Consider the following 25,894-nt stretch of genomic DNA (forward strand, 5'->3'; position numbering starts at 1 on the left):
TTAAGCGTTGGCTTTATCGATAACCTTGTCGACCAATCCGTATTCCATGGCCTCTACAGCGCTCATGAAGTTGTCGCGGTCCGTATCGCGCTCGATTTGCTCCAGCGGCTTGCCAGTACGCTCGGCGAGAATCCGATTCAAATTGTCGCGCATTTTGAGAATGCGGCGGGCGCGGATCTCGATATCCGTCGCTTGACCTTCTGCGCCGCCAAGCGGCTGATGGATCATAATCTCACTGTTCGGCAGGGCAAATCGCTTGCCAGGTGCGCCTGCATTCAGCAGGAAAGCTCCCATGGAAGCAGCTAAACCAACACAAATGGTGGATACATCGGATTTGATAAATTGCATCGTATCGAAAATGGCCATGCCGGCTGTAATCGAACCGCCAGGGCTGTTAATGTACAAATGAATGTCTTTGCCGGGATCTTCGGCATCCAGGAATAACATCTGCGCAATAATGGAATTGGCTACGACGTCATTAACCTGTGTACCAAGGAAAATGATGCGGTCTTTCAGCAATCTGGAATAAATGTCGTAAGCACGTTCGCCACGGTTACTCTGTTCAACAACCATTGGAATATAACTCACCGATAAACCCTCCTTATTATTAGCCCACAGGGAAGCTCCCTTGGTTTCAAGCTGTTCATATATTAGTTCGATCAATTCCAGAATTGACGGAATTGATGATTTGTAATCCTATAATAACTAACTTTTTATCAAAAGTCAAAGATAGTCAAACTCAAGGCAATAAAAAAGCCCACAACGGGTTTTGTATGAAAAATTATGGCGCGCCCGCGAGGAATCGAACCTCGATCTCAGGCTCCGGAGGCCTACGTCATATCCATTGGACCACGGGCGCGTAATTTTAGTGCAACAAAATTGATTATATGGCATTAGAGACTAAAATGCAAGAGAAATTCATTACTCCTTAAAATTGATTGCCTATTGACTATAAGGAGTTGCGGCTCGAGAACCGCTGGCTGAGGTTTGAACGGCCTGTCTTCTATTGAGTTTGATCAAATAGCTCCCTGAATCTCTATATTGATTGGCGGAAAGTAGAGAGTTAGCCCGCTGAAATAAAGCTTTTTGAGATATAAAATAAAGTTATTGTCTTTGAAAGCGTTTTATGTTAATTTAAATCTATAAAAACGTTTTTGTTAAAAAGGACGATCACCAATGGCGAAAGTTACAATTAAGGACGTTGCTAGAGAAGCCGGGGTATCCATTTCTACGGTTTCCAATGCATTAAACGATGTGGATGTGTTGACTCCGGAGACGAAGTCGCATGTACTCAAGGTAGCAAAGCGTATGAATTATGTGCCGAACTTGAATGGGAAGCTGCTGAAGTCAGGCAAGACGAAGATGCTGGGCTTCTTTACAACCAGCGTGTCAGGGCCGTATTTCTACATTTTGGTTGAGTCGATGGCCCGCGAATGTGAGCGCCTGGGTTATGGCTTGAACGTATTCGTTACCAAGGAGAAACAGGTTATTATGAGCAATATTCTTGGTCGGCGTGTCGATGGTGTGGTTATTTACGAAGAGCTCAAAATTGATGAGAACGACATCGCAGCGATGGAGAAAGACAAGATCAAGGCGGTATTTCTGGATCGGGTCATGGAGAACGAGACGATGGGAAGCGTGATCTTCGATTCGTATGTGGCCGGTTATGAGGCGACTAAATATTTGATTAGTCTGGGACATAAGAAAATCGCTTATATATCAGGCGTTGATACAATGTATGACAGCGTACAGCGGCGAGAAGGATATTTGGCTGCACTTCGGGAGCATCGGCTGGAGACGGATGAAGATTATATTTTACAAGGGTATTTTGAGGAAGAAGGATCTTACAATGTGGTGAAATCATTCCTCCGCTCGCATCATGACAAAGTACCGGACGCATATTTGGCGGGGAACGATTTGAGTGCAATCGGATGTATTCGCGCCTTAAAGTCAGAGGGATACAGAATTCCCGAGGATATAAGCGTCATGGGCTTCGACGATATTGAAATTGCTCAATATTTCTCGCCGCCGCTCACGACGGTAAGGAACCAGATTGCCAGACAAGGGATGCTTGTCATCGATCACCTGGTTCGATTGATTCAGAAGAAGGAGCAGGGCAAACTGCAGAAGCTGTCTAGCGAGATTGTAGTGCGCGGTTCTTGTCAGGTAAAGATAAAGCGGGATGATCTTATTTAGAAAGACAAATATAGGGTCATTCCTTTTTTTGCAGCGAGTAGGGCCATTTTTTGCAAAAATAAAAACGTTTTTATTGGATTTGCTACTAAAAGAGGGGGAGTCTTAAATGGAGAAGTTAGCCGGAGCACCTGCTAAGAAGCCTATGGGACAAAGGGTTAAGCAATTTTGCGTAGACTTCAAGAACCAGTGGGAAATTCAATCGATGATTATCCCGGGCGTTATTTTTATGATTATTTTTTGTTACGTACCCATTTATGGTCTGACGATCGCTTTCAAGAATTACACCGTTATCGATACTCTGGATTCTGCGCCTTGGGTAGGGCTTGAGAATTTCAGAATCATCCTGTCGGACCGATATTTCTGGGATTCCGTAATCAATACGCTGGGCATCAGCTTCCTGAAGCTATTGATCGGCTTCGTTATCCCCATCATATTGGCAATTATGATTTATGAACTGGGCATGGGGCGGTTCAAGAAGATGGTACAGACCATCTCGTATCTTCCGCACTTCCTGTCCTGGATCGTACTCGGCGGTATGCTGATTACTTGGCTCTCCACTTCGGGCTTGTTCAACCAGATTTTAATCGGACTTGGGGTGATCACTAACCCGCAAAATATTTTGCTCGATCCGGGCAAGTATTGGTGGATTGCTACCTTGTCGGACATCTGGAAGGAGGCAGGCTGGGGGACAATTTTGTATTTGGCGATAATGGCCAAGATTGATCCGACCTATTATGAGGCAGCAAAGATTGATGGTGCGAGCCGTATGAGACAGATCTGGAATATTACCCTGCCGAACATGAAGATGATTATCAGCTTGAACTTGATCCTTACTGTAAGCGGTTTATTGGGGTCGAACCTTGATCAGACGCTCGTTCTGATAAACTCGCAGAACCGTGTCAGAGCGGAAGTTATCAATTCCTATGTGTATCGTATGGGGATGACGCAAGGCGACTTCTCATATGCAACCGCGGTTGGTTTAGGCGTCTCTATCGTCTCCGTCATTCTGCTTGTTACTGCAAATAAGGTGACAAGTAAATTAAACGACAACCAATCGGTTTTATAGAGGGGGCATTCTTGTGAATCGAAATACGCTTAAAAAAGACATCGATAGTCGAATATTTGACACTGTGAATGTAACGCTGCTCCTGATCTTTAGCATTATTATTATCGTTCCGCTGTGGAATGTCATTATATCTTCCTTCAGCTCGGGAAAGTCCCTCGCCGAGGGCGGATTCATCTTCTGGCCAAAGGAATTTTCGCTCGAGAACTATGAAGCTGTATTTAGAGATTCAAGCATTTGGCAATCCTTTTTCATATCTGTTGCCAAGACCGTTATTGGGGTTATCACCCACGTCTTCTTCTGTGCCATGATCGGTTACGGGCTTAGCAAGCAGAAGGTTCGCGGCCGCAAGATGTATGTGACGATGGGGGTCATTACGATGTTCTTCTCCGGCGGAATGATTCCAACATACCTGTTAATCAAATCGCTCGGTTTGCTGAACAGCTTCTGGGTGTATATCATACCGGCATTATTCAGCTATTACGACGTAATTATCCTGATGAACTTCTTCCGTAATGTGCCTGATTCGCTCGAAGAATCGGCAAAGATGGACGGGGCGGGAGACTGGCGGGTATTCCTGAAAATATTCATCCCTCTGTCCATGCCGGCGATTGCCACGATTGCGCTGTTCAACGGGGTTGGCCAGTGGAACGACTTCATGACAACCAAGCTGTATGTGACGGATAAGACTCTGTATCCGCTGCAGATGAAGCTGTATGAAATTATCGTTCAGTCGCAAACCCAGTCGATGCAAAATATCGGGGGTTCAGCGGTCATCGAGACAACGACCAAAGGGGTCCAACTAGCAACGATTGTCATTACGACATTGCCGATCGTTGTGATGTATCCAATATTACAGAAGTACTTCATCTCAGGCATGATGTTAGGGGCGGTAAAAGAGTAGGAATACTTCTGAATAAGCGCACAGTCTTAAAGTTCTATCTATCAAAGGGAGGGTAAAAAATGAAAGAGAGCAAGAAGAGCATGAGAAGGACGGGAATTAAGCTTGGTATTGCCTTGATGGCTGTAGCTTTAATTGTTAGCGGTTGCGGTGGCTCCAAGGGCGGAGGCAAGAAAGGCGAATTAGCTTCCATTGAAGACCGTTACACGCCAAGCGCGGATACGCCGGCATGGCAGTTGGATAAGAAAGAAGCGCCAACCGAGTTGACCTGGTATGTGAATGCTGACTGGTGGAACACGGAATTTGGCAAAGATGTCGTAACGAAAAAGATCCAGGAGGATCTGAACGTAAATATCAAGTTCATTACGGGTGATGACACCAAGTTGAACACCTTTTTCGCCGGTGGCGAAATGCCGGATCTGATCACGACATTTGGTGCCAGCTCTCCTGTTGTACAGAAGGCAGATACATGGGCGTATTCCCTGAACGATCTGGCTGAGAAGTATGATCCTTATTTCAATAAAGTAGCGGCGCAGGATACGTTGAACTGGTTCAAGCTGAAGGACGGCAAGACCTATGGATATCCGGACTATTCCAATACGCAGGTGGACTATGATAGTGGACAAATCCCGGCGAAGACAGCTTTCGTAATCCGCAAGGACGTATACGAAGCGCTGGGTAATCCAAGCATGAGCAAACCGGAGGAATTCCAAAGTGTACTGAAGGATATTAAAGCGAAGTTCCCAAGCCTGATTCCATTTGGCTTCAACTCCATCGGGGAGGGCACCGGTTCTCTGGGTGAAGTATTGCAGGACTTCATCGGTGTACCGCTCGAAGATAGCAACAACGGCTTCTACAACCGTAACCTGGACGAAGACTATCTGACATGGCTGAAAACCCTGAACACCGTTTATAGGGATGGCAGCATTAGCGATGACAGCTTCGCTGATGACGGTCCAGCCTTCGAAGAGAAAGTTAAGTCCGGTAAATATGCAACGATGCTTCTTGACGGAACACCGCAGCAGGGCGGCAACCTGCAGATCTTCCTGAGTGCGAATCAGGGTAAAGAATATATTGCGATTGATGGACCACAGAGTACCGTTGGCAACCAGCCGACATTGGACCAATCCGGAATTACCGGCTGGATGATTAACTTTATTACGAAGGATTGTAAGGACCCTGCCAAGGCGATTCAAATCTTCACCTACCTGCTTAGTGACGAAGGTCAAATGCTGGTGAACTACGGAATCGAAGGCGAAACATATAAATCGATCGGCGACGGCAAATATGAGTTGTTGCCTGAAGTGAAGGACCTGCAATTGAACAATCCGGACAAATTCAAGAAGGAATATCGCATGGGCGAGTTCATTTTCTTCGGTCATGACCGTTATAAAGCGCTCAGCACAGACTCCTTCCCTGAATCGATTAAACAAATGCAAGAGTGGGGCAAGGGCAAGCTGGTACCGCACTTCATATTGGAGAATATCGATCCGGACCAAGGCAGCCTTGAGGCACGTTCGCTTAGCGCTATCAACACGAAGTGGAATACAACGATGGTCAGCATGATTCGCTCGAAGGATGACAATGAATTCAACAACAATCTGGCATCCTACAAGTCCTTCCTGGATGAGAACAACTGGGATAAGATCCTGAAGGTCCGTACGGAGAAAATGCAACAAAATAAAGAAAAATTGGGTATAAAATAACAGCTTTCATTATTTGAGCGGGCCCCTTAACCAGGGGCCTTCTTTATTCAAACCAGGTTTGGCATGGCTAACATATACAAGATCACAATAGAAGTGGAGGAACATACATGCTGAAGCTAAGCATCTATCAGTCGAATGGGGAGAATGAACTGTTTGTGAGCAGGAGCCCAGAGCAACTGGCGGCGATCTCGACAGAACACCCGGTAAGTACAATTGGCATTAATGAGCAGGAGACCTATCAGGTCATGGATGGATTTGGGGCTTCTTTTACCGATTCAGCGGCTTATTTGATTCATCAAGTATTGGATGAGGCGCAAAGGGGCGAATTGATGAGCAAGCTGTTCGATCCCGATCAAGGGATTGGACTATCGGTTCTACGCAACCCGATGGGCGCATCCGACTATGCTCGTGAGATATACAGCTATAATGATCTTCCGGAGAACGAGACAGATCTGGAATTGAAGCGATTCTCTATTTCCCATGACGAAGAGGACATCATTCCTCTGCTGCAGAAAGCGGTGAAGTTCAACCCTGAGATCAAGCTGATGGCATCGCCATGGAGCGCTCCGGGCTGGATGAAGACAAGCGGCCATATGATCGGCGGGGAACTTAAGCAGGACTACTATCCAGTCTATGCTGAATATTTCGTGCGTTATATTAAGGCCTATGCTTCGCATGGACTGCCGATATACGCAATCACGCCGCAAAATGAAGCTTTGTTCGTGCCCGGCCACTATCCTGGTATGCTGATGTTGCCTGAGGCGCAGAGCGAATTCATTAAGAATCATCTGAAGCCTGAATTCGTTAAAAATCAGATCGATACGAAAATATTGTGCTACGATCATAACTGGGATCGCCCGGATTATCCTCTGACTGTACTGGAGCAAGCACACGACGAGGTGGATGGCGTTGCCTGGCATTGGTACGGTGGCATTCCGTCAGCGCAGAGCGATGTTCACCAGGCTTATCCGACGAAGGAGGTCCATTTTACTGAGGGCTCTGGCGGCGAGTGGATTCCATCCTTTGAGCCGGCTTTCTCCAATGTGATGAGAACCGGGATTGAGATTTTGCGGAATCATAGTAAATCATTTGTGCTATGGAATATGGCTCTGGACGAGCATAACGGGCCTACGGTTCCCGGGTTTGGACAGAGTACCTGCCGTGGAATCGTGCTGGTGAATAAGCAGACCCGTGAGCTGACCTACACGCTGGACTACTATGCATTAGCTCATTTCAGCAAGTTCGTTCGTCCTAAGGCAGTACGTATCGGTTCCAGCAGTTATGACCACATTCGTTCCGTTGCCTTCAAAAATACCGATGGATCCATTGCGGTTATTTTATTTAATGATAGTGAGCAGACAGGCAATATTGAGTTAAAGCTTCAGGAAGAATCTGTATTAAGTTTCCAGCTAGAGGCTAAAAGTGCAATGACGGTTTTTATTCAAAAATAAATAGTATAAAGCTTCCCCATGAGAGCCTCTCTTATTGTGAATAGATGCACAATCTATTTGCAAATTAGAGGCTCTTTTTGCGCGTAAAATAGGTATTTGTGCGGTGCAGAAGCCTTCTCTCCAGATTTCAAATATGAAGTGATATTCAATTGCATGCATAAGTGGTTATAGTATTGAGAAATATACGGACGTCAGGCTTGCAACTGGAATAAAAATTGGTTAAAATGACAGTGGGACTTAAAAAGTTAACCCGGGACGTTTTAAGACCAGGAGAAGGAGAGAGAAGACGAAGCTTGCAGGAGTGGAAAGCATGCGTGAAATTTTAGAAATGCAAAGGCAGCTTCTTCCTGATCTCATGGAAATTCTCAAGAAAAGGTATACCATTCTTCACCAGATCATGTTGTCGGATGTGATCGGCCGCAGAACGCTAGCGGTCTCACTGAACATGACAGAGCGTGTGTTGCGGGCCGAGACGGATCTCCTGAAGGCTCAGGGCCTGATAGAAATCGAGAATATAGGCATGAGAATCAGTGATTCGGGCAGAAAACTACTGGAGGGCTTGGAGCCGGTAGTGAAGGAAATCTTCGGTCTGGCCAATCTGGAGGAGATAATCCGCAACCATTACGGACTTCGTAAGGTTGTGGTGGTTGCCGGTGATAGCGAGGCTTCCCCGCTCGTTAAGCGCGAACTAGGGAAGGCTGGTGCCAAGGCTTTGCTCCATGCGATGCAAGGTGATGATGTTGTCGCTGTAACCGGCGGGACAACGCTGGCAGAAGTTGCGGAGCAGCTTACTCCGCCAGCGAATATATCATTGAAGCAAAGTTGGTTCGTTCCAGCGCGGGGCGGGCTTGGTGAAAGTCTGGAGATTCAAGCGAATACGATCGCCTCTGGCATGGCCAAGAGGGTCGGAGCTGGATACAGACTGCTGCATGTACCTGATCTTCTGGGAAAAGACGCATATGATTCATTGGTACATGATCCGAACATCCATGATATCGTGGATATGATCCGCCAGGCGCGGATTATCGTACACGGCATCGGGGATGCTATGCAGATGGCTCGGCGCCGCAAATTGGAGCAGCCGGTCATTGAAGAGCTGCAAAGAGATGGAGCCCTTGCTGAGTCTTTTGGCTACTATTTCAATGAGGATGGAGTCGTCGTTCATAAGATGCTGACCCTTGGACTTCGTCTGGAGGACATCATAAAGGCCGACACGGTCGTGGGCATTGCCGGAGGCAAGGATAAGGCGAAGGCCATCCACGCCGTACTTAAGTTCGGGCACGAGGATATTCTCGTTGTGGACGAAGTGGCAGCAGTTGAGATCGTGAGAGAGATGGAGCGGCAGGGGACAATCGAAAGCAAATAAGCAGCATGACTATGGTTTACTCATGACAGGCTTACTTGCCTTGTCTTGAATAATAAAAAAGAACACTGGGAGGATCAATCATGAGTGTAAAAGTAGGTATTAATGGATTTGGACGTATTGGACGTTTGGCTTTCCGTCGTATTCAAAATGTTGAAGGCATCGAAGTAGTAGCAATCAATGACCTGACAGATGCTAAAATGTTGGCTCATTTGTTGAAATATGATACTACGCAAGGCAAATTTGACGGCGATGTTGAAGTTCATGACGGCTTCTTCAAAGTTAACGGTAAAGAGGTTAAGGTTCTTGCTAACCGCAACCCTGAAGAATTGCCTTGGGGAGAGCTTGGCGTAGACATCGTTCTTGAATGCACAGGCTTCTTCACAACTAAAGAAAAAGCTGAACTTCACCTTAAAGGCGGCGCTAAAAAGGTCGTTATCTCCGCTCCAGCTACTGGCGACATGAAGACCGTTGTATACAACGTAAACCATGAAATTCTTGATGGCTCCGAAACGGTTATCTCCGGTGCTTCTTGCACAACAAACTGCTTGGCTCCTATGGCTAAAGTACTTCAAGACAAATTCGGCATCGTAGAAGGCTTGATGACTACGATCCACGCTTATACTGGCGACCAAAACACGTTGGATGCTCCTCATGCGAAAGGCGACTTCCGTCGTGCTCGCGCAGCTGCTGAGAACATCATCCCTAACACAACTGGTGCTGCAAAGGCAATCGGCTTGGTTATCCCAGAATTGCAAGGTAAATTGGATGGCGCGGCTCAACGCGTTCCAGTTCCAACTGGTTCCCTGACTGAATTGGTTACTGTTCTTGAGAAGAACGTAACTGTTGACGAGATCAACGCTGCAATGAAGGCTGCTGCTGACCCAGAAACTTATGGATACACTGAAGATGAAATCGTATCTTCCGATATCAAGGGTATGACTTTCGGTTCCCTGTTCGATGCTACACAAACTAAAGTATTGACAGTTGGCGATAAACAACTCGTTAAAACTGTAGCTTGGTACGACAACGAAATGTCCTACACTGCTCAATTGGTTCGTTCCCTGGAATACTTCGCAAAGAAAGTTAAGTAATTTCTGTTTATTGAAATATCACATACCAAAGAGGAGCGACCTGCTATAAGGACTCCTCTTTGATTCATGAATTGATTATAAATTACTATGTAAATCTAAGTTTTTAGATGGACATTCACACACACATATAAATTAGATAGAGAGCATTACCGCTTAGGAGAGAAATCGAAGTCATATTTGAATTTGTGAGGGAGCGGCCATTTCATAATTAGTGTGAGTTCACAAAGATCGGTTTATCAGCACCGAGAAGGTAGGATGAAGCTAGTGAGTGAGGGAGCGGCACCGTGCATATTTAATAGGAGGAACGTGGAGATGAACAAGAAAAGCGTACGTGATGTGGAAGTAACCGGCAAACGCGTATTTGTGCGTGTAGATTTTAACGTGCCAATGCAGGATGGCCAGATTACAGATGATACTCGTATTCGTGAGACTTTGCCAACGGTTAAATACTTGATCGAAAATGGTGCAAAAGTAATTCTTGCCAGCCACCTTGGCCGTCCAAAGGGCCAAGTGAACGAATCGATGCGTCTGACTGTTCCGGCTCAGCGCTTGTCCGAATTGCTTGGCAAAGAAGTTGCCAAGGCTGACGAAGCTGTAGGCGACGCGGTTAAAGCAAAAGTAGCAGCTATGAACAACGGCGACGTATTGGTGCTTGAGAACGTTCGTTTCTACCCAGGTGAAGAGAAGAATGATCCTGAGCTGGCTAAGCAATTCGCAGAATTGGCTGACCTGTTCGTGAACGATGCGTTCGGCGCGGCTCACCGTGCACACGCTTCGACAGAAGGTATCGCTCATTTCTTGCCAGCAGTATCCGGCCTTTTGATGGAGAAAGAATTGTCCGTGCTTGGCAAAGCCTTGTCTAACCCGGATCGTCCTTTCACCGCAATTATCGGCGGTTCCAAGGTTAAGGATAAGATCGATGTAATTGATAACTTGCTTAACATCGCTGACAATGTATTGATTGGCGGTGGCTTGGCTTACACCTTCTTCAAGGCGCAAGGCCATGAAATCGGCAAGTCCTTGCTTGATGACACGAAGCTGGATGCGGCGCTGGGATTCATTGAAAAGGCGAAGAAGCTCGGCAAGAACTTCTATCTTCCAGTGGACTGCGTAGTAGCTGATGACTTCAGTGCAGATGCGAACCATAAGGCTGTAGATATCGACAGCATTCCTGCAGATTGGGAAGGTGTGGACATCGGACCGAAGACACGTGCACTTTACGCTGATGTTATCAAGAACTCCAAGCTGGTTGTATGGAATGGACCAATGGGCGTATTTGAAATCGACATCTTCGCGAACGGAACAAAAGAAGTTGCTGAAGCTTGTGCAACAACTGAAGGCTACACGATTATCGGTGGCGGCGATTCCGCAGCAGCAGCTGAGAAATTCCATCTGGCCGATAAAATGGACCACATCTCCACTGGCGGTGGCGCTTCCCTGGAATTCATGGAAGGCAAGGCGCTTCCAGGCGTAGTGGCTCTGAACGATAAATAAGCTGATCTAAACTAAGTAACATAAAGGAGTTGAGCCGCATGAGAACACCGATTATTGCAGGGAACTGGAAGATGTTCAAGACTGTTCCTGAAGCAAAAGCATTCTTCGAAGCGGTGAAAGGTAAAGCGGAGGTAGACGGTGTAGAGAGCGTAATTTGCGCTCCATTTACGAACCTTCCGGCTTTGGTGGAAGCCGCCAAAGGAACGTCGATCAAGATCGGCGCTCAAAACCTGCATTTCGAAGAGGAAGGTGCATTCACCGGAGAAATTAGCGGAGGAATGCTGAAAGAGCTGGGCGTTGATTATGTCATTATCGGACACTCCGAGCGCCGCGCTTATTTTGCAGAAACCGATGAGATTGTTAATAAGAAAGTACATGCTGCATTCAAGCATGGCTTGACACCAATCCCTTGCGTAGGCGAGAAGCTGGAAGAACGTGAAGCTGGCAAGACGAAGGATGTAGTTAAGGGTCAAACCGAGGCTGCTCTGAAAGGATTGACTGCTGAACAAGCTGCTGAAGTTGTTATCGCTTATGAGCCAATCTGGGCGATCGGCACGGGCAAATCTTCTACTTCTGAAGATGCCAACGAAGTTATCTCTTACATCCGCAGCCTGGTACAAGGCTTGTACAATGATGAGGTAGCTGGCAAGATCCGTATCCAATACGGCGGAAGTGTGAAACCTGAGAACGTGAAGGAATATATGGGCCAAAGCGATATCGATGGCGCGCTTGTTGGCGGTGCTAGCCTGCAGCCGGCTTCCTATATTCAATTGGTTGAGGGGGCAAAGTAAGATGACGACTCCAAAACCGGTAGCATTAATCATCATGGACGGCTTCGGACTTCGTAAGGAAGTAGAAGGCAACGCGGTTGCTCAAGCGAATAAGCCTAACTATGACCGTTATCTGAAGCAATATCCGCATACTACACTGACAGCTAGTGGAGAAGCGGTGGGTCTTCCTGAAGGTCAAATGGGCAACTCCGAAGTAGGTCACCTTAACATCGGCGCCGGCCGGATCGTATATCAAGACTTGACCCGGATCTCGAAGTCGATTCGCGAAGGTGAATTCTTTGAGAACGAAACCCTAGTAAATGCGATACGCAGTGCCAAGAACAAAGGCAAAAAGCTTCATCTGTATGGCCTTCTGTCCGACGGCGGCGTGCACAGCCATATTAACCATATGCTGGCGATGCTCGATCTGGCTAAGAAAGAAGATATGCATGAAGTTTATATTCATGCCTTCCTCGATGGCCGTGACGTAGCTCCAGACAGTTCGAAGAAATATCTGGAGACTGTGATCAACAAGATCAATGAGATTGGCATTGGCAAGATTGCTACGGTGCAAGGCCGTTATTATGCGATGGACCGCGACAAGCGTTGGGAACGTGTAGAGAAATCCTACCGTGCTATCGTATATGGCGAAGGACCGAAATATACCGATCCTATCAAGGCGGTTACGGAATCTTACGAGAAATCCGTATTTGATGAGTTCGTGATGCCGACAGTTATCGTGGATAAGAATGATCAGCCTGTTGGTTTGGTTGAATCGGAAGATTCCGTAATCTTCCTGAACTTCCGTCCTGACCGTGCGATTCAATTGTCCAATGCATTTACGAACGAAGATTTCCGCGGTTTTGACCGTGGGCCGAAATGTCCAAAGGATCTCTACTTCGTATGCTTGACGCTGTTCTCGGAGACCGTGAACGGATATGTGGCATATTCTCCGAAGAACCTGGACAATACATTTGGCGAAGTGCTGGTACAGCAAGGCAAGAAGCAGCTTCGTATTGCTGAGACCGAGAAGTATCCGCATGTTACGTTCTTCTTCAGCGGCGGACGCGATGTTGAGCTTCCAGGCGAGACTCGCGTACTGATCAACTCGCCGAAGGTTGCAACCTATGACCTTCAGCCTGAGATGAGTGCTTATGAAGTGGCTGAGGCTTGTGTGAAGGAAATCGAGAAGGACGTGCATGATGCAATCATTCTCAACTTCGCCAACCCGGACATGGTAGGTCACTCCGGTATGCTGGAACCGACTATTAAAGCGGTTGAAGTAACCGACGAATGTGTAGGCAAGGTTGTTGATGCAGTTAAGGCCAAAGGCGGCGTAGTTATTATTATCGCTGACCATGGTAATGCGGATATGGAGTTCGACGAGCTCGGACGTCCACACACTGCGCATACAACGAACCCTGTACCATTCATCGTGACCGATGAGAACGTTGTGCTCCGCGAGAGCGGTATTCTGGCTGACGTGGCTCCAACGCTGCTTGATCTGATGGGACTTCCTAAGCCGGAAGAGATGACTGGCCAATCAATGATTGCCAGCCGCAAAGCATAAATATTAAGGTATTCTAGCAAGATACATGATATAAACCAATCAATTTAAAAACACCTATAAAGGAGATATTTCAATGACGATTATTTCTGACGTATACGCTCGCGAAGTCCTTGACTCCCGCGGTAACCCAACTGTAGAAGTTGAAGTTTATCTGGAATCCGGTGCGATCGGCCGCGCTATCGTACCATCCGGTGCCTCCACTGGTGCCCATGAAGCTGTTGAGCTTCGTGACGACGACAAATCCCGTTACCTCGGTAAAGGTGTATTGAAAGCCGTTGAGAACGTAAATGAACATATCGCTCCAGAAATCATCGGTATGGATGCTCTTGATCAACTCGGCATCGATAAATTGATGATCGCTTTGGACGGAACGCCTAACAAAGGCAAATTCGGCGCTAACGCTATTTTGGCTGTATCGATGGCAGTAGCACGGGCAGCAGCAGACGCTTTGGATCTTCCACTGTATGTATACCTTGGCGGATTTAACGCAAAACAATTGCCAGTTCCTATGATGAACATCGTTAACGGTGGCGCACATGCCGACAACAACGTTGACGTTCAAGAATTTATGGTCTTGCCTGTGGGCGCTCCTACTTTCAAGGAAGCTCTTCGTACTGGCGCAGAAATCTTCCACAACCTGAAATCCGTATTGAAGGCTAAAGGCCTGAACACTGCGGTTGGTGACGAAGGCGGCTTTGCTCCTAACTTCACTTCCAACGAAGATGCATTGTCTTCCATCATGGAAGCTATCGAAAAAGCAGGTTACAAACCAGGTGTTGATGTATTCCTCGGTATGGACGTAGCTTCAACTGAATTCTTCAAAGATGGCAAATACCATCTTGAAGGTGAAGGCAAGTCTTACACTTCTGCTGAGTTCGTTGACCTGCTTGCTTCTTGGGTTGATAAATATCCGATCATCACGATCGAAGACGGTTGCTCCGAAGACGACTGGGAAGGCTGGAAGCTTCTTACTGAGAAGCTCGGCAACAAGATCCAACTCGTTGGTGACGACTTGTTCGTAACGAATACTGAGCGTCTTGAAAAAGGTATCAACGAAGGAATCGGTAACTCCATCTTGATCAAGGTTAACCAAATCGGTACTTTGACAGAAACCTTCGATGCTATCGAAATGGCTAAACGTGCTGGTTACACAGCTGTTGTCTCCCACCGTTCCGGTGAATCCGAAGACAGCACAATCGCTGACATTGCGGTTGCTACAAACGCTGGCCAAATCAAGACGGGTGCTCCTTCCCGTACAGACCGTATCGCGAAGTACAACCAATTGCTTCGTATCGAAGACCAATTGGGCGAGCTTGCTCAATATAACGGCTTGAAATCCTTCTACAACTTGAAGCGTTCCTAAGATATAGGGGATCTCGACTAAATGCTGCTCTTCGTTCAATGCGCACCAAGTCAGTCATCAAGACTAAACGGAGCAGCTTCATAAGTATGTCAGTCATCCAAGAATCTGTGCAACCTTACTAGCTAGTTCAAGCATCATAGTCAGTCAACAAAGAAGGACCTGTCCGAGACGTCGGCAGGTCCTTCCTGTGTTCTGGTTGTTATTCTCTGGGTATTATGCTACAATAATAATGCTGTTTTTATATCTAAATTTAAGTTGGTAGGGAAATACATTTTCCGTGAGTTCTGACTTAGGAGGTGGATTTGGATGAATGTCTTTTTAGAGGTACTGCTCGTTATTTTCTCAGTTGGTTTGATTGCAGTTGTATTGCTGCAGGAAGGGAAGAGCGCAGGTCTCGCCGGCGCCATCTCCGGGGGTGCAGAACATCTCTTCGGGAAGAAGAAGGCACGCGGTATGGAACTCGTGCTTGAACGGACCACAGTAGTGCTGGCCGCCGGTTTCTTCATTATGGCGATCGTCGTGGCTATTTTCGCGAAGTAGTCTGTTACTTAACTAATGTAATGAAGGGTTGTCCTTATCGTTAAGATATTAGGGACAACCCTTTTTTGTTGTACACAGGTGTTGGCTCGTTCGCGAAAAAGGGATGCGGGAATGGCATTTCGTGTATACTAGAGTAGAGAGAACTATTGGAATTATATTCAGGCAATGATGAAAAATTCAAATACATACCGGTAAAGTGGACAGCCGGCCTGAGGTGGGAATTTATGATTACGGAAACAGAACTGCTCGCGTTCATGCGCGAACAGGCATATAAACCGATGACGTATCAAGAATTGGAGCAGCACTTTCAAATATCCGATGCAGCGGAGTTTAAGGAGTTCCTCAAGCTGCTCAACAGATTGGAACAAGAAGGGGAAATATTACTGACACGCAGCCAACGTTATGGCATTCCGGAGCGAATGAATCTGGTGCGCGGCCGTTTGCAGGCGCATGCCAAAGGATTTGCATTTTTGATTCCTGAAGACCGTGAGCATCCGGATGTATATATTCATGCTAATGATCTGAAGAGCGCGATGAATGGCGATACGGTGCTGGTGCGGATTAACTCGAAGAGCGTAGCCGGCGGCAAGCTGGAGGGAGAAGTTGTCCGTATTGTGAACCGGGCCGTTGTTCAGGTAGTTGGTGTCTTTCAGAACTTTGATGTGTATGGCTTTGTACTGCCGGATGATAAGCGGATTAATCGCGATATTTTTATTCCGAAGGAGTCTTTTGCCGGGGCCGTTGACGGGGAGAAGGTTGTTGTTCGCATCGTGAACTATCCGGAGGGAAGGTCGGCTGCAGAGGGCGAGATTATTGAGATTCTCGGACATAAGGATGATCCGGGTGTTGATATCCTCTCGATCATTCGCAAGCATCAGCTTCCAGAGGCGTTTCCGGATGATGTGATGGCTGAAGCGGCAGCTGCTCCGGATGAGATTGATAAAGAAGAGATCGCAAAGCAGGGACGGCGTGATCTGCGCGATAAAGTCATTGTTACTATTGATGGTGAGGACGCCAAGGACCTGGATGATGCGGTCAATGTGGAGCTGCTGTCCAACGGGCATTATAAGCTCAGCGTGCATATTGCTGATGTAGGCTATTATGTCAGAGAAGGCTCCAAGCTGGATCATGAGGCGTATAACCGGGGCTGCAGTGTTTACTTGGTCGACCGGGTTATTCCAATGCTGCCACATCGATTATCGAATGGGATTTGCTCGCTGAATCCGAAGGTGGACCGTTTCACACTGTCCTGCGAGATGGAGTTCGATGATAAGCTGCATGTGGTGAAGCATGATATTTTTGCAAGCGTGATCCGGACAACGGAGCGAATGACGTACACCAATGTCCGCAAAATATTGCTTGAAGAAGATCCAGAGGTAACCGAGCGTTACAGCGATCTGGTTGATATGTTCAAGACGATGCGCGACCTGGCGATGAAGCTGCGTTCGAAGCGGATGAAGCGCGGCGCGGTCGACTTCGATTTTGAAGAATCGAAGGTATTGGTAGATGAGAACGGCAAGGTGACGGATATTGTCAAAAGAGAGCGTTCGATCGCCGAGCAGATCATCGAGGAGTTCATGCTGGCAGCGAACGAGACAGTGGCCGAGCATTTCCACTGGTTGAAGGTTCCGTTCATCTATCGAATTCATGAAGACCCGGATCAGGAGAAACTGATGAACTTTATGGCCTTTGTTGCTAACTTTGGTTATGCTGTGAAGGGTGGAAAGGGCAATAAGGTGCATCCGCGTGCGCTGCAGAAATTGCTAGAGGATATTCAGGGCATGAAGGAGCAGACAGTAATCAGCACGATGATGCTGCGGTCGATGAAGCAGGCGAAGTATGATGCGGAGAGCACAGGGCACTTCGGGCTGGCTGCGGAGTTCTATACACACTTCACTTCGCCAATTCGCCGTTATCCTGACCTTGTAATTCACCGCATTATCCGCGAGGTGATAGAGCATAACGGCACACTGCCTGCAGATCGGCAGGAGTACCTGGCTAGCCGGATGCAGGAGATTGCACAGCAGTCGTCTGAGCGTGAGCGCGTTGCTGTCGAAGCGGAACGGGATACAGAACAGCTCAAGAAGGCCGAATATATGCTCGATAAGGTCGGAGAGGTATTCCCTGGCATGATCAGCAGTGTGACAAGCTTCGGCATGTTCATCGAGCTGGAGAATACGGTAGAGGGTCTGATTCGTTTAAGTGCGATGACAGACGATTATTATCATTTCCATGAACAGCATATGGCGCTGATCGGGGAGCGGACTTCACGAATTTTCCGCATCGGCGATGAAGTGGAGATCCGTGTGGCTCGGGTCAATATGGACGAGCATACGATAGATTTTGAGCTTGTCGATATGAAGCCGCGGAAGCGAGAGGGCTTCTTCGGTGGCGAAGGCGGTGGACGCGACGCGCGTGGCGGTGGTGGTCTCCGAGCAGGTAAACGCCGTGGCGGCAGAACTGGCGATGGTGAGGGCAGCGGTGCTCGTGCCGGAGCCGGAGGCAAGTCCGGTGGTAAACCAGGAAAGGCCGTCAAGGCTGGAGATAAAACCCGAGGCAAGGCGGACGGAAAAAGTGGCAAAGTAAGCAAAACGGATAAGTCCGTTAGCGGAAAGAGCGGTAAGAGTGGTAAGGCGGGTAAGGGCTCGGCAACAACTAGTGCAGATCAGGCTGGTGCGGGCGAGAATTGGATAGATAGTATTCCTATTGATAATGGAATGTATAAAGCAAAGCGTGGCAAGCGCAAGGAGTCCGCGGGCGACGGCGCTGGGGACTCGCCATTGGTGAACTTTGGTTTTGGCTCCGGCAAGGGGGGTTATGCCGCCGGATCGGTTACCGTCAGCCGTAATGGCGGTGGTGGCTATCGCAGCGGAGAGAAGCGCCCGCGGCGCAATGAGCGTACGAGTGAGGAGAACATGGGTGGTGGCGAAGGGATTGTCGCTGATGAGTCCATGGCAGCGCCACCGCGTAAGGGACGTGGCGGTAAGAGCAGCAGCAGTAGCCGCAAAGCCAAGTCTGGTGGGAGTAGCACCGCAGCTTTTGTACGCAAGAAGAGAAAGTAAGCCTGCCTGGATCTTATCAAGGATAGAAATGCAGGGGAATATCTTTGTCGAAAGAGACTTGTTAGAGGAGCGGATGGAGCCAGGTGCTTCGTTCGCTCTTTTTTTAGCTCTTTGGCCGCCGAATGTAAATTGGATTACTGGACTTTTGAAATTACTTGCGTTGTCCTCTGTATGGGAACTTTTCGTCAAAATGTCTTTTGAAAGGTGGCCACTCGGCTAGGGTCGAGTTAAGTGTGTAAAGTTTATGGATACAATATATATAGATGATTTTGTAATTTGAGATTCTATATATTGTTTTTTGGCGACGAAGTCGATTATATCTCCAGTGTCCACCTTTTGAGAGGACATTTTTGGGATTTGTCCATGTGAAAGAGACGTAGTTGGAGAGAAAATATATCAAAAGTGTATGTATATTATTGTTTATGATTATATATATTTAAGGTGCATCATAGGATAATGAGTTATCTGAGTGGGCCATAATAGATTATAATTCATTAACTTAGAGGAAATTTTCAAAATTGGATCAGGTCCTCCCATGTTGATTGGTTTGCCATTGAGCTTGCGTATTCTGATATATTGATTGTATATCAAAATTATGCATTTATATATGCGTTATTGTGTGTTTATTTGTATATCATATAATCAATGATTGTACGATATATTTTTATCTCGTTATTAGCTAATCTGAGGAGACTAATGGCTTTTTAGGTGATCTTTCTGAGTGATAATGTGGTGTGGGCAGATTCTTGATTTTAGCCTGTAGAGTTGGTACAATTAATCTCTAGCGTGCTTGATCGATTGGTTGAACGATGAGGAGGAGAATGGACATGGGCAAGAAAAATGATGGCAAGGTTTTAGCGCAGAATAAAAAAGCTTCCCATGACTACTTCATCGAAGAAACTTTTGAGGCAGGCATGGTGCTGACGGGCACGGAGATTAAATCCGTTCGCAATGCCCGGGTGAATATTAATGATGCTTTTGCGACGATTCGTAATGGTGAGATTCATATTCATAACATGCATATTAGCCCTTTTGAGCAAGGGAATCGGTATAATCCGACGGATCCGACCCGGGCTCGCAAGCTGCTGATGCATAAAGCACAGATTAACAAGCTTCTCGGTCTCTCCAAGCAGGAAGGCTACTCGATTGTTCCGCTGAAGATTTATGTTCGCAACGGATACGCGAAGCTGCTGATCGGGCTTGGTAAAGGCAAGAAGCAATACGATAAGCGTGAGGCGGCCGCCAAGCGGGATGCTCAACGTGATATTCAACGTATTTTGCGGGAGAAGCAGAAAGTGGCAAGATAGATACTCCGATAAATGGATAGGCTATATATTGCCTGTTCTTCCTTGAAGTCCATAAGCAAAGTGGACTCAAAGTATGCTATACTGAGTGATGTAAGAAAGTAATGATTTATGATGCACCTTTGCCGGATAACTCTTGAGATCCAGCCTTTATCATTCGGGGGCGTTTTTGGATTCGACGGGGGTAGATCGAGCATGGGTAGCGGGTAGTGGGGACGCGTCCACTTCATCAACGCTAAAGCCAATTAAACGGCAAACAACAAAACAACTTCGCATTAGCAGCTTAATAACCTGTTAGCGAGCTCCTACTCTGCATCGCCCATGTGCCGGGATAGGGGCCCAACTTTAGTGGGATACGCTGTCACATCTCCGCCTGGGGTGTGCTGAAGAAGACAATCAGGCTGACCTTAGCGATAGCCGGTTACGGGGCGCTTGCTAAGGTGACATCAAAACCGTGACTACACCCGTAGAAACCTATGTGGCGTTGCCTTCGGACAGGGGTTCGACTCCCCTCGCCTCCACTTAACCATGAAAAAAGACACCTCAGCGGTGTCTTTTTTGCGTTTGGTCGCAGGCGATACAAGGCGATATTAGGGAGTTCAATTCCTGTGAGGGATCGCCCACCCGCAGGAAAGACGTGATGTCGGGAGAATTCTATTGGTTATGCTATAATTACATATAGCGCAGTTCATTCGAAAAAATACATTTCCTATATATAAATCTATTGGACAAGGAGTGCATTAACCAACCATGCACGATTATCAGACTTTCTTGCACCACAAGTTGATTATTATCGGTGCAGGCGCATCAGGACTCATGGCTGCTGTTACTGCGCGGGATTTGGGTATCGACACCGCCATTTTAGAAGGTAACGACCGGATTGGGAAAAAAATCTCAATGACAGGTGACGGTCGTTGCAATATTACGAATGATTCCACTATGACGGGTACGGACGACGAAGTGATGGCCTTATCGCGCAAGTACCATAGCAGTCAGGCTGAATTTCCGTTGCCTGTGCTGCGGCAATTCGGTATCCGTCAAACCATTGATTTTTTTAATATGCTTGGATTGCCACTTACAAAATTGAAAGAGGGCTTAATGTATCCGATGTCGCTGCAGGCTGCATCCGTGTTGGATATTTTCGAACTTGCTCTGGAGGAACGGAACGTTCCGGTATACCTTAACAACAAGGTGCTGGAGGTTACCGCATCAACGGATCAGCCGCGATTCAAGATTACATGCCAAAACGAGACAGAGGAGCAGGTTGTCTATACCAGCGAATACCTGTTTATCTGTACGGGCGGCCTCACTGGCCAGAATGCGGGGACGGATGGGTCCGGGTATGTGCTTGCCCAAAACATGGGGCACGCCATGGTAGAGCCCGTGCCGGCAATAGTGCAATTAAAGGTGCAATATCCATATATGAAGGCTCTATCTGGCATCAAACTCCAGGGACGAGCCCACATCCTCGTGAATGGCGAGGTCGTTCGCAGCGAATCCGGTGAAATTCATTTCGCCGATTACGGCTTTTCCGGCCCACCGATTCTTCAACTCAGCCGGATAGCCGCCGTTCATCTCTCAAGAGGGGATTCTGTGACTTTGTCCGTCGATTTGATGCCGAGCCGCACGAAGGAGGAGGTTATCGAATTCCTGGAGATGAACTGGGGAACATTCGCACATCGGCCGGTCGCGGAATCCTTCGTCGGATTCCTACATAAGAAGCTGGTCCCTGTCCTGATGAAGGAGGCAGGAATCGACCAAGAGCCAAACCTACTTTGCCAGGATCTCTCGCGGAAAACGAAAGGGATCTTTTATAAAATATTGAAGCGTTGGGACTTTAAAGTAACAGATACCCATAGCTTCGAGAAGGCACAAGCGACAGCCGGAGGCATCGTTACAAAAGATCTCTTTGCCGACACGTTAGAATCCAAGCTCGTGCCGGGTCTCTATTTTGCTGGTGAGGTGATGGATGTGGACGGCGAGTTCGGCGGCTACAATCTGCAATGGGCCTGGAGTTCCGGCTATGCGGCCGCGATGGCGTTAGGGAAACACATTTTCAAATGAAGCCATTAGAAAAAGGAATGAATTTAACACATATGTATAAGTCGAAATCTACAATGCACCACGAGCTGTTCATTATCGGTGCAGGTGCTTCAGGTCTTATGGCCGCCGTGACCGCGCGAGACCGAGGGATCGATACCGCGATCATTGAAGGCAACGACCGGGTAGGAAAGAAGGTACTTACGACCGGCAATGGTCGCTGTAACATTACGAACCAATCCACGGCGAAGGGTACGGACGAAGCGATCGCACTATCGCGTAAATATCACAGCAATCAAATGGAATTCCCGCTGCCCGTGCTGCAGCAATTCGGCGTCCGCCAAACCATCGATTTCTTCAACAGACTTGGCCTTCCGTTGGTCGCCGTGGAGAATGGCCGGATGTATCCGATGTCGTTGCAGGCTGCATCTGTATTGGAAGTTTTCCGAATTGCACTAGAGGATCGGTATGTTCCGATACACTTCAAGACCAAAGTATTGGATGTTACCGTATCGAAGGGACATCCGCGATTCACGATTTTGTGCCAAACGGAGACAGAGGGAGAGGTCGTGTATACCAGCGATTATCTCTTTATATGTACGGGCGGCCTTACCGCACCAAAGACAGGAACGGATGGATCTGGTTACACGCTTGCCCAGCGGTTGGGACACACACTGATCGATCCTGTACCTGGGATCGTACAATTGAAGCTGCAATATCCAAATCTAAAGGAGTTGTCCGGAGTCAAATTCGAGGGATTGGGCCATATCATCGTCAACGGCGAAGTTATCCGCAGCGAATATGGGGAAATCCTGTTTACAGACTACGGCGTCTCCGGCCCACCGATTCTCCAGCTAAGCCGGAAGGCTGCGTATCAGCTCAAAAGAGGAGAAACAGTAACCTTATCGCTTGATTTGATGCCAGACCGCACGGAGGAAGAAGTCGTCGATTTTCTCGATACGCATTGGGGAATGTTCGGATACCGGACTGTTGCAGCTTCCATGATCGGCATCTTTAACAAGAAGCTGGTCCCTATTCTGTTAAAAGAGGCGGGGATCGACCAAGAGCCGAACCTCCTATGTCAGGATTTATTGTGGAAAACTAAGAAAATCTTGTGCCAACTCATAAAGCGTTGGGAATTTATCGTAACCGATACCAATGGCTTCACGAATGCACAAACGACGGCTGGCGGCATCGATACAACAGAGTTAAGAGAAGGAACGCTAGAATCGAAGCTAGTACCTGGACTTTATTTTGCCGGCGAAGTGATGGATGTGGATGGAGATTGTGGTGGCTATAACCTGCAATGGGCCTGGAGCTCCGGCTATTCCGCCGCGACGGCACTTGCTGATCAACTTACAGGCACCTTGGAAAAATTTTGATAGTTGTTCGCTCTCCGCACGCAGGGAATACAGGCCGGCGAATTGTGGATTTGCACAGCCATAGTTCGCCTCTATTCATAAAATCCACAGCCATTCAGGCTGTGGATTTCTAGTTAATGCTGGTTATTGAAGGGAGGTTCGGTGCGGAGTAAATAGTTGCCTCTTACCTCTGCGGCCCAGTTTGCAAAGACTTCTCTCCATTGAACGCTTTTAAAGAAATCATCTACGGATTGATTTTCAGAATCCCAATCCACAAATATGTTGAGAGGTGTGATGCCTCCAGCCCAAATTCCATTACTGTCGTCCGTTCCCATCTCTCTAACTAATAATATGGGAATTCCGAATTGAAAAGCCATGGCAGGCTCGATTTGAGAAAAAGTTGATCCTTCCCAGAACGGAACGGTCGTTGGCGGTTGCCCCACATTGGATTGAAGAATTTCAACAAGAAATCTGCGAAAGTTGATTGCGAGCAAACCATAGCTGGAAAAAACCAAACGCCGTATATTCGTCAGAATGTTCTCCGGATATTGTTCACTTACAGGCAATGTACGGGGAAAGAGCAGCGCGTCCTCAATTTCCGCAATAAGACGGTTCAGAAATTGCCCCTGCAGATCATTTACCGTGTTTGTTGTACTCAAAAATATAGGAATTCGAAAAGCGCGATCTACACATGCATTGATAGCCGATGACGTCCCTTTTTCATGATCAGTAGGCTTAGGATTTGAGGAGGAGATTCTTACATTACCGTGGACGGGTGGAAGCTCCCTTACAATGCTTACGGGAGAAAGCTTTTTCATAGGTATTTGCTTGGTTTTATCCTTTATTTTCGTATTACTCAATTCTCACATCTCCAATGCAAAAGAATCTGGTCTATATTTAAACCAGTCTATGTGCATTAGCCCATTTGTGTTACTGAATACTCTGTAAGGGGAGGGGGGTGAGAACTCGTTAATGTCGTCCCCGGCGCATTGAGGCTTTGAACAGCTATGTTTTGCTACTATACCTAAAAATCCACAACCCCAGAGGTTGTGGATTTTTGCATTTCAGCGATATTTAAGCTTTTTAAATTCTACAACTACCTCAAATCAAACCCTTTGCTTCTCACGTATTCCGTATATCCACCCAGTGGCAGATCCCGATCCAGCATAGAGATGAACTTTCCGGACCAGCTGGTTTTCTGTTTGTTGTTTGTTCGTGCACCGTAATACTCTTCAATTTCCTGGTCATACTTTTCGATTTGTGATTTCAGATCGTGATTATACTGGTTTTCAAAGAACACAGCGGAGCGTGGCAACCGTGGCTTTTGCTCGGGGAACTCGTCAGGGACGCCTACCGCAAGACCTACCAGAGGAATGACGAAGTCCGGCAGTCCAAGCCATTCGTCCAGTTCCGGCAGGGCTCCGGTAATTCCGCCAATGATCACGGCTCCGAGTCCCATCGATTCGGCTGTTAAATTGGCGTTTTGCAGGGCAAGCGCGGTGCTCAGTACAGAGGTCTGGTAAAAATACGAAAAGCTAAGGTTGTGGTTCATTTTTTCCTGTTGGTCGGGCCCGGCAGCTAGTCTCATGCGATGAAGATCGGCGCAAAAAACAAAAAAATATCCACAGGTTTCAATCCACGGATTATCCGAACGTGTTGCGATCTTCCTTCGTAGATCTTGGTCCGTAATGCCAATGATCGAAAACGGCTGCATATTTGCCGAGGTAGGTGCCATTTGCGCCGCATCGACGATCGGTTGGATTTGCTCATCTGTTAACGGAATATTTTTAAATTTACGGATAGAGCGATGCTTGTGGATTATTTGAATAACGTCATTCATAAATTCCCCTCCAATTAGATGTTTTCTGTATCTGTACAAAGTTTAGTTTTATACATAGTTTCTATGGAAACCATATTAACAAGAAAATGATTTTTCGTCAAATGGTTTCTATGGAAACCATGATATAATGAAAAGAAAAAAGGTAGGCTTGCCTTATGACAGATATGAATCATGATTTGCTTCAGCTTAAGAACCGTATTGAAAAATCAATGTATCGGATCTTCATCAGCGAAACGGATGAGGATCATGATCGGCTTTGGCTTACGGAGCGTATCACCGAAAACCGGCTGAAAAAGCTGCTTCCCCGCATATCCGTCTCTGGTCTGCACATTTTGGAAGTTATCTATGCACATGATGGTATTAAAGGGATTGATATCGCACGTGAAATGAGCATAACAAAAGGCACCGTCTCCAAAATTACCCGAAGGTTGCTGGAGCAGGGGCTGATTCGGAAGACCCAACTGCCGGACAATCAAAAGGAGATTTATTTCCTGGTCACTCCGCTTGGTGCCGAATTGGCGGAGCTGCATAGGCTCTTTCACCAGGAGAAAGATCAGAAAGCAATGGAACTATTGGCCGGTTTCGACGCGGCATCTTTGGAAATCGTGGCGGATTTTCTGGAGAAGCTGGCCAGTTTGCGGTAGCCTGGGAAGTTCAAAGCTTGCAAGGAGCGTTTGAATAATATGTTTTTGATTAAGAATGATGCCTCTTATAAAGGTAAACCAGTTCAATTCCCTCACCACCACACTGAACCCCCGACCGCTAGGCCGGGGGTT

The 25,894-nt window shown here is 47.2% G+C and carries 20 protein-coding genes, 1 tRNA gene and 1 other RNA gene; 18 read left to right on the plus strand and 4 right to left on the minus strand.

The genetic code is table 11. The annotated features are described in order from the left end of the window. Complete coding sequence (gene clpP, locus DMN77_RS00305; RefSeq protein WP_068779193.1) at positions 1 to 588, minus strand: ATP-dependent Clp endopeptidase proteolytic subunit ClpP; 588 nt, start codon at positions 586 to 588, stop codon at positions 1 to 3. A 196-nt stretch (positions 589 to 784) separates the two neighbouring features. After that, a tRNA-Arg gene (locus tag DMN77_RS00310) sits at positions 785 to 859 on the minus strand. Between the two features lie 317 nt (positions 860 to 1,176). Here DMN77_RS00310 and DMN77_RS00315 point away from each other — a divergent pair. The 17 genes from DMN77_RS00315 (at position 1,177) to DMN77_RS00395 (ending at position 23,299) form a co-directional block, all read left to right on the plus strand. After that, positions 1,177 to 2,196: a LacI family DNA-binding transcriptional regulator gene (locus DMN77_RS00315; protein ID WP_068779194.1), complete on the plus strand. Its 1,020-nt coding sequence runs from the start codon at positions 1,177 to 1,179 to the stop codon at positions 2,194 to 2,196. 106 nt (positions 2,197 to 2,302) lie between these two features. Further along, positions 2,303 to 3,262, plus strand: a complete 960-nt coding sequence (locus DMN77_RS00320) for an ABC transporter permease (protein WP_068779195.1) — start codon at positions 2,303 to 2,305, stop codon at positions 3,260 to 3,262. 13 nt (positions 3,263 to 3,275) lie between these two features. Beyond that, positions 3,276 to 4,163, plus strand: a complete 888-nt coding sequence (locus DMN77_RS00325; protein WP_179013021.1) for a carbohydrate ABC transporter permease — start codon at positions 3,276 to 3,278, stop codon at positions 4,161 to 4,163. A 59-nt stretch (positions 4,164 to 4,222) separates the two neighbouring features. Next, on the plus strand, positions 4,223 to 5,866 hold the full coding sequence (locus DMN77_RS00330) for a type 2 periplasmic-binding domain-containing protein (RefSeq protein WP_179013023.1): 1,644 nt from the start codon (positions 4,223 to 4,225) through the stop codon (positions 5,864 to 5,866). A 107-nt stretch (positions 5,867 to 5,973) separates the two neighbouring features. Further along, complete coding sequence (locus tag DMN77_RS00335) at positions 5,974 to 7,317, plus strand: glycoside hydrolase family 30 protein (protein WP_179013024.1); 1,344 nt, start codon at positions 5,974 to 5,976, stop codon at positions 7,315 to 7,317. Positions 7,318 to 7,627: 310 nt separating this feature from the next. Next, a complete protein-coding gene (locus DMN77_RS00340; RefSeq protein ID WP_068779199.1) occupies positions 7,628 to 8,683 on the plus strand; it encodes a sugar-binding transcriptional regulator in 1,056 nt (351 codons plus the stop codon). Positions 8,684 to 8,763: 80 nt separating this feature from the next. Then, positions 8,764 to 9,774, plus strand: coding sequence for a type I glyceraldehyde-3-phosphate dehydrogenase (gene gap, locus DMN77_RS00345; protein ID WP_068779200.1), 1,011 nt, complete (start codon positions 8,764 to 8,766; stop codon positions 9,772 to 9,774). A 312-nt stretch (positions 9,775 to 10,086) separates the two neighbouring features. Next, the gene (locus DMN77_RS00350; RefSeq protein WP_068779201.1) at positions 10,087 to 11,268 is read left to right on the plus strand and encodes a phosphoglycerate kinase; all 1,182 of its coding nucleotides are present in this window, start codon (positions 10,087 to 10,089) and stop codon (positions 11,266 to 11,268) included. Positions 11,269 to 11,306: 38 nt separating this feature from the next. After that, the gene (gene tpiA, locus DMN77_RS00355; RefSeq protein ID WP_068779202.1) at positions 11,307 to 12,059 is read left to right on the plus strand and encodes a triose-phosphate isomerase; all 753 of its coding nucleotides are present in this window, start codon (positions 11,307 to 11,309) and stop codon (positions 12,057 to 12,059) included. 1 nt (position 12,060) lies between these two features. Further along, positions 12,061 to 13,608 carry a 2,3-bisphosphoglycerate-independent phosphoglycerate mutase gene (gene gpmI / locus DMN77_RS00360; RefSeq protein WP_179013026.1) on the plus strand — a complete coding sequence of 516 codons (1,548 nt, stop codon included), beginning with the start codon at positions 12,061 to 12,063 and terminating at the stop codon, positions 13,606 to 13,608. 73 nt (positions 13,609 to 13,681) lie between these two features. After that, complete coding sequence (eno, locus tag DMN77_RS00365) at positions 13,682 to 14,971, plus strand: phosphopyruvate hydratase (protein ID WP_068779204.1); 1,290 nt, start codon at positions 13,682 to 13,684, stop codon at positions 14,969 to 14,971. A 306-nt stretch (positions 14,972 to 15,277) separates the two neighbouring features. Then, positions 15,278 to 15,511 carry a preprotein translocase subunit SecG gene (secG, locus tag DMN77_RS00370; RefSeq protein ID WP_068779205.1) on the plus strand — a complete coding sequence of 78 codons (234 nt, stop codon included), beginning with the start codon at positions 15,278 to 15,280 and terminating at the stop codon, positions 15,509 to 15,511. 224 nt (positions 15,512 to 15,735) lie between these two features. Next, on the plus strand, positions 15,736 to 18,573 hold the full coding sequence (gene rnr, locus DMN77_RS00375) for a ribonuclease R (RefSeq protein ID WP_068779206.1): 2,838 nt from the start codon (positions 15,736 to 15,738) through the stop codon (positions 18,571 to 18,573). Between the two features lie 827 nt (positions 18,574 to 19,400). Continuing rightward, positions 19,401 to 19,880 (plus strand): SsrA-binding protein SmpB, encoded by a 480-nt coding sequence (smpB, locus tag DMN77_RS00380; RefSeq protein WP_068779208.1) that lies wholly within the window; start codon positions 19,401 to 19,403, stop codon positions 19,878 to 19,880. A 156-nt stretch (positions 19,881 to 20,036) separates the two neighbouring features. Then, positions 20,037 to 20,401: a transfer-messenger RNA gene (gene ssrA / locus DMN77_RS00385) on the plus strand. Positions 20,402 to 20,627: 226 nt separating this feature from the next. Then, the gene (locus DMN77_RS00390; protein WP_179013027.1) at positions 20,628 to 21,941 is read left to right on the plus strand and encodes a BaiN/RdsA family NAD(P)/FAD-dependent oxidoreductase; all 1,314 of its coding nucleotides are present in this window, start codon (positions 20,628 to 20,630) and stop codon (positions 21,939 to 21,941) included. Between the two features lie 32 nt (positions 21,942 to 21,973). Next, a complete protein-coding gene (locus DMN77_RS00395) occupies positions 21,974 to 23,299 on the plus strand; it encodes a BaiN/RdsA family NAD(P)/FAD-dependent oxidoreductase (protein ID WP_179013028.1) in 1,326 nt (441 codons plus the stop codon). A 113-nt stretch (positions 23,300 to 23,412) separates the two neighbouring features. Here the strand turns inward: DMN77_RS00395 and DMN77_RS00400 are convergent, their stop codons facing one another. Further along, positions 23,413 to 24,138 (minus strand): hypothetical protein, encoded by a 726-nt coding sequence (locus tag DMN77_RS00400; protein ID WP_082789969.1) that lies wholly within the window; start codon positions 24,136 to 24,138, stop codon positions 23,413 to 23,415. A gap of 236 nt (positions 24,139 to 24,374) precedes the next feature. Next, a complete protein-coding gene (locus tag DMN77_RS00405) occupies positions 24,375 to 25,118 on the minus strand; it encodes an NADPH-dependent oxidoreductase (protein ID WP_179013030.1) in 744 nt (247 codons plus the stop codon). 155 nt (positions 25,119 to 25,273) lie between these two features. Here DMN77_RS00405 and DMN77_RS00410 point away from each other — a divergent pair, with 155 nt between their 5' ends. Continuing rightward, positions 25,274 to 25,762, plus strand: coding sequence for a MarR family transcriptional regulator (locus tag DMN77_RS00410; RefSeq protein WP_179013032.1), 489 nt, complete (start codon positions 25,274 to 25,276; stop codon positions 25,760 to 25,762). The last annotated feature ends 132 nt before the right edge of the window (positions 25,763 to 25,894 follow it).

Origin of the sequence: Paenibacillus sp. 79R4 (assembly GCF_013393165.1) — a bacterium.
In the GTDB taxonomy this organism is placed as follows: domain Bacteria; phylum Bacillota; class Bacilli; order Paenibacillales; family Paenibacillaceae; genus Fontibacillus.

Bases quoted from the DNA above. Each gene is read 5' to 3' on its own strand.
- DMN77_RS00315 (WP_068779194.1), top strand. From the start codon at position 1,177: ATGGCGAAAGTTACAATTAAGGACGTTGCTAGAGAAGCCGGGGTATCC.
- DMN77_RS00320 (WP_068779195.1), top strand. From the start codon at position 2,303: ATGGAGAAGTTAGCCGGAGCACCTGCTAAGAAGCCTATGGGACAAAGG.
- DMN77_RS00330 (WP_179013023.1), top strand. From the start codon at position 4,223: ATGAAAGAGAGCAAGAAGAGCATGAGAAGGACGGGAATTAAGCTTGGT.
- DMN77_RS00335 (WP_179013024.1), top strand. From the start codon at position 5,974: ATGCTGAAGCTAAGCATCTATCAGTCGAATGGGGAGAATGAACTGTTT.
- DMN77_RS00340 (WP_068779199.1), top strand. From the start codon at position 7,628: ATGCGTGAAATTTTAGAAATGCAAAGGCAGCTTCTTCCTGATCTCATG.
- gap (WP_068779200.1), top strand. From the start codon at position 8,764: ATGAGTGTAAAAGTAGGTATTAATGGATTTGGACGTATTGGACGTTTG.
- DMN77_RS00350 (WP_068779201.1), top strand. From the start codon at position 10,087: ATGAACAAGAAAAGCGTACGTGATGTGGAAGTAACCGGCAAACGCGTA.
- tpiA (WP_068779202.1), top strand. From the start codon at position 11,307: ATGAGAACACCGATTATTGCAGGGAACTGGAAGATGTTCAAGACTGTT.
- gpmI (WP_179013026.1), top strand. From the start codon at position 12,061: ATGACGACTCCAAAACCGGTAGCATTAATCATCATGGACGGCTTCGGA.
- eno (WP_068779204.1), top strand. From the start codon at position 13,682: ATGACGATTATTTCTGACGTATACGCTCGCGAAGTCCTTGACTCCCGC.
- secG (WP_068779205.1), top strand. From the start codon at position 15,278: ATGAATGTCTTTTTAGAGGTACTGCTCGTTATTTTCTCAGTTGGTTTG.
- rnr (WP_068779206.1), top strand. From the start codon at position 15,736: ATGATTACGGAAACAGAACTGCTCGCGTTCATGCGCGAACAGGCATAT.
- smpB (WP_068779208.1), top strand. From the start codon at position 19,401: ATGGGCAAGAAAAATGATGGCAAGGTTTTAGCGCAGAATAAAAAAGCT.
- DMN77_RS00390 (WP_179013027.1), top strand. From the start codon at position 20,628: ATGCACGATTATCAGACTTTCTTGCACCACAAGTTGATTATTATCGGT.
- DMN77_RS00395 (WP_179013028.1), top strand. From the start codon at position 21,974: ATGTATAAGTCGAAATCTACAATGCACCACGAGCTGTTCATTATCGGT.
- DMN77_RS00405 (WP_179013030.1), bottom strand. From the start codon at position 25,118: ATGAATGACGTTATTCAAATAATCCACAAGCATCGCTCTATCCGTAAA.
- DMN77_RS00410 (WP_179013032.1), top strand. From the start codon at position 25,274: ATGACAGATATGAATCATGATTTGCTTCAGCTTAAGAACCGTATTGAA.